11 protein-coding genes are annotated in these 14,210 nt (G+C 70.0%); 1 reads left to right on the forward strand and 10 read right to left on the reverse strand.

Translation table 11 applies throughout. The features are described 5' to 3' along the window. Positions 1-147: 147 nt before the first annotated feature. Positions 148-1,221 carry an ADP-ribosylglycohydrolase family protein gene (locus NW895_RS25475; protein ID WP_289938339.1) on the reverse strand — a complete coding sequence of 358 codons (1,074 nt, stop codon included), beginning with the start codon at positions 1,219-1,221 and terminating at the stop codon, positions 148-150. Between the two features lie 204 nt (positions 1,222-1,425). On the opposite strand from NW895_RS25475, the gene NW895_RS25480 reads away from it, so the two are divergent. Further along, positions 1,426-2,562 (forward strand): glycerate kinase, encoded by a 1,137-nt coding sequence (locus NW895_RS25480; RefSeq protein WP_289938729.1) that lies wholly within the window; start codon positions 1,426-1,428, stop codon positions 2,560-2,562. Between the two features lie 559 nt (positions 2,563-3,121). Here NW895_RS25480 and pssA read toward each other — a convergent pair. The 9 genes from pssA to NW895_RS25525 all read right to left on the reverse strand — a co-directional run bounded on the left by pssA (position 3,122) and on the right by NW895_RS25525 (position 14,080). After that, entirely contained in the window at positions 3,122-3,940 is an 819-nt protein-coding gene (gene pssA, locus NW895_RS25485) for a CDP-diacylglycerol--serine O-phosphatidyltransferase (RefSeq protein WP_289938730.1), read from the reverse strand. A 22-nt stretch (positions 3,941-3,962) separates the two neighbouring features. After that, positions 3,963-4,610: a phosphatidylserine decarboxylase gene (locus tag NW895_RS25490; protein WP_289938340.1), complete on the reverse strand. Its 648-nt coding sequence runs from the start codon at positions 4,608-4,610 to the stop codon at positions 3,963-3,965. Between the two features lie 170 nt (positions 4,611-4,780). Continuing rightward, on the reverse strand, positions 4,781-5,986 hold the full coding sequence (locus NW895_RS25495; RefSeq protein ID WP_289938343.1) for an acyl-CoA dehydrogenase family protein: 1,206 nt from the start codon (positions 5,984-5,986) through the stop codon (positions 4,781-4,783). Further along, positions 5,986-6,498, reverse strand: a complete 513-nt coding sequence (locus tag NW895_RS25500) for a MaoC family dehydratase (protein WP_289938346.1) — start codon at positions 6,496-6,498, stop codon at positions 5,986-5,988. Before NW895_RS25500 ends, NW895_RS25495 begins: the two co-directional genes overlap by 1 nt. 4 nt (positions 6,499-6,502) lie before the next feature. Further along, positions 6,503-7,462, reverse strand: coding sequence for a CoA ester lyase (locus NW895_RS25505; protein ID WP_289938348.1), 960 nt, complete (start codon positions 7,460-7,462; stop codon positions 6,503-6,505). Then, a complete protein-coding gene (locus NW895_RS25510) occupies positions 7,459-9,486 on the reverse strand; it encodes a protein meaA (RefSeq protein WP_289938349.1) in 2,028 nt (675 codons plus the stop codon). The genes NW895_RS25505 and NW895_RS25510 overlap by 4 nt, the downstream gene beginning before the upstream one ends. Positions 9,487-9,497: 11 nt before the next feature. Further along, positions 9,498-10,835 (reverse strand): crotonyl-CoA carboxylase/reductase, encoded by a 1,338-nt coding sequence (gene ccrA, locus NW895_RS25515; protein ID WP_289938731.1) that lies wholly within the window; start codon positions 10,833-10,835, stop codon positions 9,498-9,500. Between the two features lie 397 nt (positions 10,836-11,232). Beyond that, positions 11,233-12,042: a TetR family transcriptional regulator gene (locus NW895_RS25520; protein ID WP_289938350.1), complete on the reverse strand. Its 810-nt coding sequence runs from the start codon at positions 12,040-12,042 to the stop codon at positions 11,233-11,235. 232 nt (positions 12,043-12,274) lie between these two features. After that, positions 12,275-14,080 (reverse strand): 3-hydroxyacyl-CoA dehydrogenase family protein, encoded by a 1,806-nt coding sequence (locus NW895_RS25525; RefSeq protein ID WP_289938351.1) that lies wholly within the window; start codon positions 14,078-14,080, stop codon positions 12,275-12,277. Between the last annotated feature and the right edge of the window lie 130 nt (positions 14,081-14,210).

Here is a 14,210-nt window from a genome sequence, read left to right on the forward strand (position 1 = left end):
CAGGTCAAGGTCGTCGGCTGGTACGACAACGAGTGGGGCTACTCCAACCGCCTCATCGACCTCGCCAAGCTGATCGGCACCTCACTCTGACCCGTCGGTCTGCCGTCGTGCCCGACGGGCCATGTCACATGTCCTGTCGGGCGCATGTCACAAGCCCTGCTCCACCAACCGCAGAGTCCGCTCCGCCAGCTCGCTGATCCGTACGCCGTCGAAGCCGAAGACCGCGCTGCGGACCGTGTCCTCCAACGGGTCCTTCCACCGGGCCGGGATCGCCTCCGCCCCGGTCAGGACGCCCGCGACCGAGCCCGCTGTCGCACCGTTGGAGTCGGTGTCCAGGCCGCCCCGGACGGTCAGCGTGATGGTGCGGGTGAAGTCGCCGTCGCCGTACAACAACCCGGCGGTGAGGACGGCGGCGTTCGGAACGGTGTGGATCCAGCCGAGCCCGGCCGTCTCCTCGGTGAGTGTGGTGAGTGTGTCCTCCCAGGTCATCTGGGTGTCGTGGAGCGAGATGACCCGGCGCACGGTGCGCGCGAGGCGGCTGCTCGCGGGGATGACGGTCAGCGCCTGTCCGACGGCGTCCCGCACGCCGTCGGCCGTGAACGCCGCCGAGATCAGCGCCGCCGCCCACATCGCGCCGTACACGCCGTTGCCGGTGTGTGACAGCACCGCGTCCCGCCGGGCGAGCAAGGCGGCGCGGCGGGGGACGCCGGGGCAGGTCCAGCCGTAGATGTCGGCGCGGATCAGGGCGCCGATCCACTCCTGGTACGGGTTGTCGTACGTGGCGGTGAGGGGTGGTTTGAGGCCGTTCGCGAGGTTCCGGTACGCGGCGCGCTCCGCCGTGAAGGTCTGGAGGTACGGCAGCCGCAGCAGCCACAGGTCGCCGACCTGCTCGGTGCTGAAGCCGAAGCCGTGGGTCTCCAGGAGGTCGAGGCCGAGGATGGCGTAGTCGACGTCGTCGTCGCGGCAGCTGCCGTGGATACGGCCGCGGACGCAACTGCGCCATTCGGGGCGCAGCTCGAAGCCGTCGCTCTCGCTGATCGGCTCGGGCAGGTAGTCGGTGAGGGGCAGCGCGGCGGCCTGCCGCAGGTAGCGGTCGATGCGGTCGCGCGTCCACACCTCGCCCTGCTCGACCGGCTTGCCGAGCATGTTGCCCGCGATCCGGCCCAGCCAGCCCCCGAGGATGCGGTCGGCGAGCTCTGACTCAGTGCCCACAGGGGTCATAGCTGAAGGTGTACCCCGATCCGGCGGGACTTCGGCCGCCCGGCGCACAGCCGGTTCCTGGCGTGGTCCCAGGGTGCGGGCGGGGCATGACGGCGAGGGCGTCCTCCGGTTAAGGTCACAGCGGCGCAACTGGCCGTGACGTGCACGTGCACTGCACGTGCACGAGGCCCGGGGAGCAAGGGGATACAAGTGGCGGACGCTGCAGTGAGCGGCACCCGACGGGTGCTCGTCGCCGCGGACAAGTTCAAGGGCTCGTTGACGGCCGTGGAGGTCGCCGAGCGGGTGGCGGCGGGGCTGCGTCGGGTCGTGCCCGGCCTGGAGGTCGAGGCGTTGCCCGTGGCCGACGGCGGCGACGGCACGGTGGCCGCGGCGGTCGCGGCCGGGTTCGAGCGGCGCGAGGCGCGGGTCGCCGGGCCGCTCGGCCACGAGGTGACGGCGGCGTTCGCGCTGCGCGAGGGCATCGCGGTCGTGGAGATGGCCGAGGCGAGCGGGTTGCAGCGGCTGCCGGCCGGGGTCTTCGCGCCGCTGACGGCGTCCACGTACGGCTCCGGGGAACTGCTGCGGGCCGCGCTGGACGCGGGTGCGCGCACGATCGTGTTCGGAGTCGGCGGCAGTGCGACCACGGACGGGGGCGCGGGGATGCTGTCCGCGCTCGGGGCGCGGTTCCTGGATGCGAACGGGGAGCCGGTGACGCCGGGCGGCGGCGGGCTCGCCGACGTGGCGTCGGCGGACCTCTCGGGCCTGGACGCACGGCTCGCCTCGGTCGAACTGGTCCTCGCGAGCGACGTCGACAACCCGCTGACCGGCCCGAAGGGCGCGCCGGCGGTGTACGGCCCGCAGAAGGGCGCCTCGCCGGACGACGTGGAGACGCTGGACGCGGGCCTGGCGCACTTCGCCAAGGTGCTGGAGGAGACGGTGGGTCCCAGGGCGGCCGAGTACGCCGCCTCGCCGGGCGCGGGCGCCGCGGGAGGCATCGGCTACGGCGCCCTGCTCCTCGGGGCCCGCTTCCGTCCCGGCATCGAGGTCATGCTGGACGTCCTGGGCTTCGCGCCGGCGCTCGAACGGGCGTCGCTCGTGATCACCGGTGAGGGCTCGCTGGACGAGCAGACCCTGCACGGCAAGGCCCCGGCGGGCGTGGCCGCGGCGGCCCGTGCGGCGGACAAGCAGGTCGTCGCCGTGTGCGGCCGGCTCGCCCTGCCGCCGGAGGCCCTGAACCGCGCCGGGATCCAGCGGGCCTACCCGCTGACGGACGTCGAACCGGACGTGACGAAGTGCATCGCTGACGCCGGCCCGATCCTGGAGCAGATCGCGGAGCGGATCGCAGCCGACTTCCTGCCCTGACCCCAGCGTCCTCACCCCTGCGGCCCCTACCCACCCACCCCAGGGGCTCCGCCCCTGCACCCCGGCGGGTCTTCGCCGTGGACGGTGGTGGGGGCTGTGTCGCCTGTACCCCTGTGTGGTTTCGTCGCTGCACCCTGGGTGGGGCCTGCGTCTCGGTTACTGGCGGGGCTCCGCTCCTTGGACCGTGGCGGGGACTGCGTCGCCCGGCCCCGGCCCCTGGTGGGGCTTCGCCCGGCCTCGTCCCTCGGTGGGGCTCCGCCCGCCCCCGGCCCCCGGCGGGGATTTGTGCCCCCCCCCGGCAGCTGGTCAGGCTTCGGCCCCGACCTTCGGCGGGTCCCACGGCCCGGTAGGCCTTGGTCGTCAGGACTTCAGCCGGTCGGTCCAGACGTGCGTCACGCAGCGCTCACCGTGTCTCAGGCCGTCCGGCTCCGGCGTTCGAGGGTGAGGCCGTTCGGTGGAGCTGACACCCCCAGGCCCCATTACGGCCTTGGGCACAGCCTTGGGCACAAAGGGAAGGGCCCCGAACCGAACCCGGTCCGGGGCCCCACCCAGCGGAGCGCTACGGCAGCTGTGCCGCCCGCGCCTCCCGCCGGTTGTCGCGGAAGTTGTTCACCCGGCGAGCCGTGGCGAACAAGGGGATCACCGCGCCCATGACCAGCTGCAGCGCGCAGCCGGTCTGCAGGAGCAGCTGGCCGCTCGGGGCGTCGAAGGCCCAGGCGGCCAGGAGGCCCATCGACAGGACGATCCAGGAGAGCATCGCCACCGCGAGCCGCCCCCGCGGCTTGGGGTACTCCACCCGGCTCACCATCAGCCAGGCCGTGCCGAGGATGGCGAGGAGGGTCGCCACGAAGGGCAGCTCCAGCAGGACGATCGAGACGACCGTCAGAGCGCCGAACGGGGACGGCATGCCCTGGAACATGCCGTCCTTCATCGTCACGCAGGAGAACCGCGCGAGTCTGAGCACCACCGCCAGCAGGACGACGATCGCGCCGAGCGCCGCCACCCGCTGGTGCGCGTCGTCCGCGACCATGCCGTAGACGAGGACGAAGTACGCCGGCGCCAGACCGAAGCTGATCAGGTCGGAGAGGTTGTCCAGCTCCGCACCCATGGGGGAGGAGCGGAGCTTCCTCGCGACCAGGCCGTCGAACAGGTCGAACACCGCCGCGCACAGCATCAGGATGACCGCCGTGGCCGCGCTGTGACGGGTCATGCCGGACGCCGGGCTGCCGGTGAGGTCCGGGATCAGGATGCCGGTGGTGGTGAAGTACACCGCCATGAAGCCGCACGTCGCGTTGCCGAGCGTCAGAGTGTCCGCTATCGACAGGCGGAGCGACAGCGGCATCTCCTCCTCGTCGTCCACCGCGTCGGCCTCGGGCACCCAGCCCGCCTGAGTATCCGGATCAATCACGGTCAATGCGAGTCACCCCAGCCACGGTCTGCTGACCGACCTCGACCGCGACCTCCACGCCCTCGGGCAGGTAGAGGTCGACGCGCGAGCCGAAACGGATCAGACCGATCCGCTCACCCTGCTCCACCTTGGTGCCCTGGGGCACGTACGGGACGATGCGACGGGCCACCGCGCCGGCGATCTGGATCATCTCGATGTCGCCGAGCTCGGTGTCGAAGTGCCACACGACCCGCTCGTTGTTCTCGCTCTCCTTGTTGAAAGCGGGAACGAAGCCGCCCGGAACGTGCTCGACCGAGGTCACCGTGCCGGCCAGCGGCGCGCGGTTGACGTGGACGTTGAGCGGGCTCATGAAGATCGCGACGCGGGTACGGCCGTCCTTCCACGGCATGATGCTCTGCACCACACCGTCGGCGGGCGAGATGACCCGGCCCGGGGCGATCTCGCGCTCGGGGTCGCGGAAGAACCACAGCATCCCCGCCGCGAGCGCGGTGGCGGGGACGGCGACGGCCTTGGCGGCGCCGGAGCGGCGTGCACGGGCCAGGCTGACGGCCGCTGTGGCGACGGTCGGGAGGAGCCACGGCGATGCTCCGCGCGCGAGACGGACCCGGCCGCGTGGTGCAGAGGTTTGGCTGTGGGGCATGGATGACCTTCGTAGCGGATGATGCCGCGCTCTGACGGGGGACGGCGGCTTTCCGGCGATCGTAGCGGTTCGGGGGCCTAACTGGGTAAGCCAGGAAGCCAAGTCGGCGGCCGAAGAGCGCCTACGGGGTGTGATCTTCTTCTCCAAGAAAACACCCCGTATCCGGACATCTAGCCCTGGTATCGATACTCTTCGAGCAGCCTGCGGCCGATGATCATTTTCTGGATCTCGGCGGTACCTTCACCGATGAGTAGCATCGGCGCCTCGCGGTAGAGGCGCTCGATTTCGTACTCCTTGGAAAAGCCGTAGCCGCCGTGGATCCGGAAGGCGTCCTCCACGACCTCCTTGCAGTACTCGGAGGCGAGGTACTTCGCCATCCCAGCCTCAAGGTCGTTTCGTTCCCCGGAGTCCTTTTTGCGTGCGGCGTTCACCATCATCGCATGAGCGGCCTCGACCTTGGTAGCCATCTCCGCCAGCTTGAACTGAATGGCCTGGTGCTGGGCGATCGGCTTGCCGAAAGTGTGACGCTGCTGGGCGTACTGGACGCCGAGCTCGAACGCACGCTGAGCGACGCCACAGCCACGCGCCGCCACGTTGACGCGGCCCACCTCCACGCCGTCCATCATGTGGTAGAAGCCCCGGCCGGTGACGCCGCCGAGCACCCGATCGGCGGGAATGCGCAGGCCATCCATGATGAGCTCGGTGGTGTCGACACCCTTGTAGCCCATCTTGTCGATCTTGCCGGGGATGGTGAGGCCGGGGCGCACCTCGCCGAAGCCGGGCTCCTTCTCCACCAGGAAGGTCGTCATCGACTTGTGGGGCGCGGTGCCCTCGGGGTGACCTTCGTCACTCCGTACGAGAACGGCGACCAGCGACGACGTTCCGCCGTTCGTGAGCCACATCTTCTGACCCGTCAGGACGTACTCGTCGCCGTCCCTGACCGCCTTCGACGTGATCGCCGACACGTCCGAGCCCAGGCCGGGCTCCGACATCGAGAAGGCGCCGCGGATGTCGCCGGCGGCCATCTTCGGCAGGAAGTAGTCCTTCTGCTCCTGCGTACCGTGCTGCTTGAGCATGTACGCCACGATGAAGTGCGTGTTGATGATGCCGGAGACCGACATCCACCCGCGGGCGATCTCCTCGACGCAGAGGGCGTACGTGAGGAGCGACTCGCCCAGGCCCCCGTACTCCTCGGGGATCATCAGACCGAACAGGCCCAGCTCCTTCAGGCCGTCGACGATCGCTTGCGGGTACTCGTCGCGGTGCTCCAGCTCGGTCGCGACCGGGATGATCTCCTTGTCCACGAAGTCGCGGACGGTGGAGAGGATCTCCTGCTGGATGTCCGTCAGACCGGCGGTCTGGGCGAGGCGCGCCATTACTTCTCCTGCTGCTTCGGCTCCGGGCGGCCCGGCTGCTCGCCGCCGCGCTCCTTGATGTAGGTCTCGGTGGGCACCATCACCTTGCGGCGGAAGACGCACACCAGCGTGCCGTCCTGCTTGTAGCCCTTGGTCTCGACGTAGACGATGCCGCGGTCGTTCTTGGACTTCGACGGCCACTTGTCGAGCACGGTCGTCTCGCCGTAGATCGTGTCGCCGTGGAAGGTCGGCGCCACGTGCTTGAGCGACTCGATCTCCAGGTTGGCGATCGCCTTGCCGGAGATGTCCGGGACGGACATGCCGAGCAGGAGGGAGTAGATGTAGTTCCCCACGACGACGTTCTTGCCGAAGTCGGTCGTCTTCTCCGCGTAGTTGACGTCCATGTGCAGCGGGTGGTGGTTCATGGTGAGGAGACAGAACAGGTGGTCGTCGTACTCCGTGACCGTCTTGCCCGGCCAGTGCTTGTACGTCGCCCCGACCTCGAACTCCTCGTAGGTGCGTCCGAACTGCATGCCGTCACGCCTCCGGGATCTCGAACGTGCTGGTGCGCCGCATGCCGGCGGCGCGTCCCTTGCCCGCGATGACCAGGGCCATCTTGCGGCTGGCCTCGTCGATCATCTCGTCGCCGAGCATCGCGGAGCCCTTCTTGCCGCCCGCTTCGGACGTGTAGTAGTCGTAGGCGTCCAGGATCAGCTCGGCGTGGTCGTAGTCCTCCTGGGAGGGCGAGAAGATCTCGTTGGAGGCCTCGACCTGACCCGGGTGCAGCACCCACTTGCCGTCGAAGCCGAGGGCCGCGGCGCGCTGTGCGACCTCGCGGTAGCCGTCGACGTTGCGGATCTGCAGGTAGGGGCCGTCGATCGCCTGGAGGTTGTTGGCGCGGGCCGCCATCAGGATCTTCATCAGGATGTAGTGGTAGGCGTCCGCCGGGTAGCCGGGCGGCTGCTCGCCCACGACCAGGGACTTCATGTTGATCGACGCCATGAAGTCGGCCGGGCCGAAGATGATCGTCTCGATGCGCGGGGAGGCCTGCGCGATCTCGTTGACGTTGTTGAGGCCCTGTGCGTTCTCGATCTGCGCCTCGATGCCGATGCGGCCGACCTCGAAGCCCATGGTCTTCTCGATCTGCGTCAGCAGCAGGTCCAGGGCGACGATCTGCTGCGCGTCCTGCACCTTCGGCAGCATGATGCAGTCGAGGTTCTGGCCCGCGCCCTCGACGACGGTCACGACGTCCCGGTAGGTCCACTCGGTCGTCCAGTCGTTGACGCGCACGACCCGTGTCTTGCCCGTCCAGTCGCCCTCGTTGAGGAACTTGACGATGGTGTGCCGCGCCTCGGGCTTGGCGAGCGGCGCGCACGCGTCCTCCAGGTCGAGGAAGACCTGGTCCGCCGGGAGGCCCTGCGCCTTCTCCAGGAAGCGGGGGTTCGAGCCCGGTACGGCCAGGCAGGAACGCCGCGGGCGGAGACGGTTGACGGTCATGCGGGGACCTCCAGGGGGTCGAGCTTGTTCGCTTTCCGGATCTCGTCGACGATGCGGCCGATGATTCCGGTGATGTCGAAGTCCTTCGGGGTGAAGACGGCGGCCACTCCGGCGGCCCTGAGCTGCTCGGCGTCACCGTTGGGGATGATGCCACCGGCGATCACCGGTATATCTGTGGCACCGGCCACACGCAGCCGTTCCAGGACATCCGGCACCAGCTGGGCGTGCGAGCCGGAGAGGATGGAGAGCCCGACCGCGTGCACGTCCTCGGCGAGGGCCGCGTCCACGATCTGCTCGGGCGTCAGCCGGATGCCCTGGTAGACCACCTCGAAGCCCGCGTCACGCGCGCGTACGGCGATCTGCTCGGCGCCGTTGGAGTGCCCGTCCAGGCCCGGCTTGCCGACCAGGAAGCGCAGCTTGCCGACGCCGAGCTCGCGGGCGGTGGCGTCCACCCTGCTGCGCACCTCCGCCAGCTTGGTGCCCTCCTCGGCAGCCACGGCGACCGGCGCGGAGGACACGCCCGTCGGTGCCCGGAACTCCCCGAACACCTCACGCAGGGCCCCGGCCCACTCGCCGGTCGTGACGCCGGCGCGGGCGCACTCCAGGGTGGCCTCCATGAGGTTCTCGGTGCCCCGCGCGGCATCCTTCAGCCGCTCCAGCGCCTTGCAGGGGCGCGGGTGGTTGAACGGAGGCTGGTAGCGGGTGTCCCGCCAGTGCTGGAGCGAGGCGATCACGCGGGCCTCGACCGCCGGGTCCACCGTCTGGATCGCGGTGTCCAGATCGGCCGTCAGCGGGTTCGGCTCGGTCCCCTCGAAGATGTTCACGCCGACGATCTTCTCCTGCCCGGACTCGATACGAGCCCTGCGCTCGGCGTGCGAGGCGACCAGCTGCGACTTGAGGTAGCCGGACTCGACGGCGGCCATCGCGCCGCCCATCTCCTGGATCCGCTCCATCTCGGCGAGCGACTCCGCGACCAGCTCGTCCACCTTCGCCTCGATCACCTTCGAGCCCTCGAAGATGTCGTCGTACTCCAGCAGGTCGCTCTCGTACGCCAGGACCTGCTGGATCCGCAGCGACCACTGCTGGTCCCAGGGGCGGGGCAGGCCCAGCGCCTCGTTCCAGGCCGGAAGCTGCACGGCACGCGCGCGTGCGTCCTTCGAGAGGGTCACGGCCAGCATCTCCAGGACGATCCGCTGGACGTTGTTCTCCGGCTGCGCCTCGGTCAGGCCGAGGGAGTTGACCTGCACGCCGTAGCGGAAACGGCGGTGCTTGGGGTCCTCGATGCCGTACCGCTCGCGCGTGACCCTGTCCCAGATGCGGCCGAACGCCCGCATCTTGCACATCTCCTCGATGAAGCGGACGCCCGCGTTCACGAAGAAGGAGATACGGCCGACGACGTCGCCCATGCGCTCCTGCGGCACCTGGCCGCTGTCGCGCACGGCGTCGAGGACGGCGATCGCGGTGGACATCGCGTACGCGATCTCCTGGACCGGCGTGGCGCCCGCCTCCTGCAGGTGGTAGCTGCAGATGTTGATCGGGTTCCACTTCGGCATGTGGGAGACCGTGTACGCGATCATGTCCGTCGTCAGACGGAGGGAGGGGCCCGGGGGGAAGACGTGCGTCCCCCGGGACAGGTACTCCTTGACGATGTCGTTCTGGGTCGTCCCCTGGAGCTTGGTGATGTCCGCGCCCTGCTCCTCCGCGACGACCTGGTAGAGCGCCAGCAGCCACATGGCCGTGGCGTTGATGGTCATCGAGGTGTTCATCTGCTCCAGGGGGATGTCCTGGAACAGCCGGCGCATGTCACCGAGGTGCGCGACCGGCACCCCGACCCGGCCCACCTCGCCGCGGGCGAGGATGTGGTCGGAGTCGTAGCCGGTCTGCGTCGGCAGGTCGAACGCCACCGACAGACCCGTCTGACCCTTGGCGAGATTGCGCCGGTACAACTCGTTGGACGCCTCGGCCGTGGAGTGACCGGCGTAGGTCCGCATGAGCCACGGCCGGTCCTTCTGACGCTCAGTCATGCAGGCGCTCCTCAGATGTTCCGGAAGCGGTTGATGGCGTCGATGTGCTTGGCGCGCATCTCCTGGTCGCGCACGCCCAGGCCCTCCTCGGGGGCCATGCACAGGACGCCGACCTTGCCCTGGTGGAGGTTGCGGTGCACGTCGTAGGCGGCCTGGCCGGTGTCCTCCAGGGAGTACACCTTCGACAGCGTCGGGTGGATCTTGCCCTTCGCGATGAGCCGGTTGGCCTCCCAGGCCTCGCGGTAGTTGGCGAAGTGCGAGCCGATGATCCGCTTCAGCGACATCCACAGGTAGCGGTTGTCGTACTCGTGCAGGTAGCCCGAGGTCGAGGCGCAGGTGGTGATCGTGCCGCCCTTGCGGGTGACGTAGACGCTCGCGCCGAAGGTCTCGCGGCCGGGGTGCTCGAAGACGATGTCGATGTCCTCGCCGCCGGTGAGCTCGCGGATGCGCTTGCCGAAGCGCTTCCACTCCTTGGGGTCCTGGGTGCGCTCGTCCTTCCAGAACTTGTAGCCCTCGGCATTGCGGTCGATGATCGCCTCGGCGCCCATCGAGCGGCAGATGTCCGCCTTCTGCTCGCTGGAGACGACACAGACCGGGTTGGCGCCGCCGGCCAGCGCGAACTGCGTGGCGTACGAGCCGAGTCCGCCGCTCGCGCCCCAGATGAGCACGTTGTCGCCCTGCTTCATGCCGGCGCCGTTGCGGGAGACCAGCTGCCGGTAGGCGGTGGAGTTGACCAGACCGGGAGCGGCGGCCTCCTCCCAGCTCAGGTGGGCCGGCTTCGGCATCAGCTGGTTGGACTTCACCAGCGCGATCTCCGCCAGGCCGCCGAAGTTGGTCTCGAAGCCCCAGATGCGCTGCTCGGGGTCGAGCATCGTGTCGTTGTGGCCGTCGCTGGACTCCAGCTCGACGGACAGGCAGTGCGCGACGACCTCGTCACCCGGATGCCAGGCGTTGACGCCGGGGCCGGTGCGCAGGACGACGCCCGCGAGGTCGGAGCCGATGATGTGGTACGGCAGGTCGTGGCGCTTGGCCAGCTCGCTGGTGCGGCCGTAGCGCTCCAGGAAACCGAAGGTCGACAGCGGCTCGAAGATCGAGGTCCACACCGAGTTGTAGTTGACCGAGGAGGCCATGACGGCCACCAGGGCCTCGCCCGGGCCCAGCTCGGGCACCGGGACCTCGTCCAGGTGGATCGACTTGCGGGGGTCCTTGTCGCGGGTCTCCAGGCCCGCGAACATCTCCGTCTCGTCCTTGTGCACGGTGATCGCGCGGTACGACTCGGGGAGCGGCAGAGCGGCGAAGTCGGCCGGCTTGGAGTCGGGCGACTGGATCGCGTCCAGGATGTCCTTCACGGTCACGGTGTTGCCTCCGGCGGTGAGCGCCCTGAGGGAGGGGCGCTGAGGGTTACGTCGGTGCTGCTGAGGGTTGAGGGGTGCCGTCGGTTCGGCGGTGGTGCTGTTCGGCAGCGCTTTGTGGCGCGGGAGGGTGCCTGTGACGCAGGCGTCCGGGCGCGCAGGCGGTGGGCTTGCTGGGACAGCCGCCCGGACTTCCTTCAACGTATGACACCGCGTGTCATCCGGCAAGGCACTGAGTGCCAGAACTTGGCCTCAGCTGAAATCTTTACGTAACAAATGAGCGATGATCGATCGAATGCGAGTGGCGAGAGTTCAGAAAAGGGCCCCTGACATGCCAAAACGGCCACCCGGTGGGGTGGCCGTCATCACAGGGGCGAGGACGTGGGAAGGGGGCTCAGCGCTCCTTGAGCGCCTGCTCGATGGTCCGCATGACCTCGTCCAGCGGAGCGTCGGTGCGGGCGACGGTCACCAGCACCTCGCCCTGCGCGGAGGTCGTCGCCGCGGCCGGTTTCGGGGGCGCGGTGCGCCCGGCCATGATTCCCGTCCCGAACGTCTTCCGCACGATCGCGAAGGCGTGGTCGAGCTGTGCCTCCACATCGCCCTGTCCGCCCGCCCTGAGCCAGCGTCGCAGGACGTGGTTGTGGGCGGTGACCACGGCGGACGCCGCGACCTCCGCCAGCAGCGGGTCGTCGTTGGCGTCGTCGTCGTGCGCGTGCTCGTCGAAGTGGCCGAGGAGGTAGCGGGTGAAGAGGCGCTCGTAGCGGGCCACCGACGCGATCTCCGCCTCGCGCAGGGTGGGCACCTCACGCGTCAGCTTGTAGCGGGCGACCGAGATCTCCGGCCGGGCCGCGTACATCCGCATGACTTCCTTGATGCCGCGGCACACCGTGTCGAGCGGATGCTCGTGCGCGGGTGCGGCGTTGAGCACCGCCTCGGCGCGGATCAGGGTGTCGTCGTGGTCCGGGAAGATGGCCTCTTCCTTGGAGCGGAAGTGGCGGAAGAAGGTGCGGCGGGCGACCCCGGCCGCGGCCGCGATCTCGTCGACGGTGGTCGCCTCGTACCCCTTGGTCGCGAACAGCTCCATCGCCGCGGCCGCCAGTTCCCGGCGCATTTTGAGCCGCTGGGCGGCGGCGCGACTGCCTGCGGCACTTTCCGGCGCGTCGGGCGTAGCTGGTGTACGTGAGGACTTGGCGGGCTGGGACATGCCCTGAACGTACTGCATGTTCGCAGCTCGATGCGCAGGCCCGGGGTTTCCCCCGCCTCGGGCGGGCGGGGGAGAGCCGGGTCGGGCGGGCGGGAGAGCGCCCGGTCGGGCGGGCGGGGGAGCGCCCGGTCGGGCGGGTGGCGGAAGGCTGCGCCGGGAGGGTGTGGGGGAGCTGCCCGGTCCGAGCAGCCCGCCCCAGTCCGCGCCGGCCCCGGACCGGTCGCCGGGACGCTCAGCGGCGGGCATATTCGCGGAAGCCGCGGCCCGTCTTGCGGCCGAGGCAGCCCGCGGCCACCAGGTGCTCCAGGAGCGGCGCGGGGGCCAGCCCTGGGTCGCGGAACTCGCGGTGCAGCACCTTCTCGATGGCGAGCGAGACGTCGAGCCCGACGACGTCCAGCAGCTCGAACGGGCCCATCGGATAGCCGCCGCCCAGCTTCATCGCCGCGTCGATGTCGTCGAGAGACGCATAGTGTTCCTGCACCATCTTGATCGCGTTGTTGAGGTACGGGAAAAGCAACGCGTTGACGATGAAGCCCGCACGGTCTCCACAGTCGACCGGGTGCTTCCTGATCGTGGCGCAGACCTCGCGCACCGTCGAGTGGACGTCGTCGGCCGTCAGCACCGTACGGACGACCTCGACCAGCTTCATGGCCGGCGCCGGGTTGAAGAAGTGCATGCCGATCACGTCCTGCGGGCGGGACGTGGCGCGGGCGCAGGCGACCACGGGCAGCGACGAGGTGGTGGTGGCCAGGACCGCGCCCGGCTTGCAGACCTTGTCCAGCGTGGCGAACAGCTGCCGCTTGACCTCCAGGTCCTCGGCGACCGCCTCCACCGCCAGGTCGACGTGGGCGAAGTCGTCGTACGTTCCCGTCGGAGTGATCCGGTCCAGGGTCTGCGCGGCGGCCTCGGCGGTCAGCCGGCCCTTGTCGACGGAGCGGGCCAGGGACTTGCCGATCCGGGCCTTGGCGGCCTGTGCCTTCTCCGCGCTGCGGGCCGCGAGGACGACCTCGTAGCCGGCCTTGGCGAACACCTCGGCGATGCCGGAGGCCATGGTCCCGGAGCCCGCCACGCCGACCGAGCGGACCGGGCGGCCCGGGGTCGAAGCGTCGCTCTGCGACGGGGTGAGGGCGTCCGGCACGACGGTCCCGCTGCCCGGTGCCTCGTACGTGTAGAAGCCGCGCCCCGACTTGCGGCCCGTCAGGCCCGCGTCGCTGAGCTGCCGGAGGATCGGCGCCGGGGCGTGCAGCCGGTCGTGGGATGCGGCGTACATGGCCTCCAGGACCCTGCGCGCGGTGTCGATGCCGATCAGGTCGAGCAGCGCCAGCGGGCCCATGGGCAGCCCGCAGCCGAGCCGCATCGCGGCGTCGATGTCCTCACGGGAGGCGTACCGCGCCTCGTACATCGCCGCGGCCTGGTTGAGGTAGCCGAACAGCAGCCCGTCGGCTACGAATCCGGGCCGGTCGCCGACCGCGACGGGCTCCTTGCCGAGGTCGAGGGCGAGATGGGTGACCGCTGCGACGGCCGCGGGCGCGGTCAGCACGGACGAGACGATCTCGACCAGCTTCATCGCCGGGGCCGGGTTGAAGAAGTGCAGGCCGAGCACGCGCTCCGGGCGGGCCGAGTCGGCGGCGAGCCGTGTGACGGACAGGGCGTTGGTGCCGGTCGCGAGGATCGTCTCGGGCCGGACGATCCCGTCCAGCTCACGGAAGATCTGCTGCTTGGTCTCGTACGACTCCGGAGCCACCTCGATGACCAGGTCGGCGCCGGCCGCCGCCCCGAGGTCGGTGGAGGTGCGGACGCGGGCGAGGACGTCCGCGCGCTCCTGCTCGGTCAGGCGCCCGCGCTGCACGGCACGGGCGGTGGAGGACTCCAGAGCGGCGACGGCCTTCGCGGCCTGGGCCTCGCTGATGTCGATGCCGACGACGTCGCGGCCGGCCTTGGCCAGGACCTCGGCGATGCCGGTGCCCATGGTGCCGAGGCCGACGACGGCGATCGTCTGGAGCGGGGACAGGGAGGTGTCGGACTGGGGAGTGGCCATCGCGGGACTCCAGGAATGAGGGTGACGACGGGGAACGCGCCCGGGTGCGCCGAAGGGCGCACCGGGTGCGTGAGATGTGCGGGTGTTGGCCGGGCTGCGAGCGCACACGCCCGGTGCCGTTCCGGCGGAC

It is taken from the genome of Streptomyces sp. S.PNR 29, from assembly GCF_030386795.1.
Classification (GTDB): Bacteria; Actinomycetota; Actinomycetes; order Streptomycetales; family Streptomycetaceae; genus Streptomyces.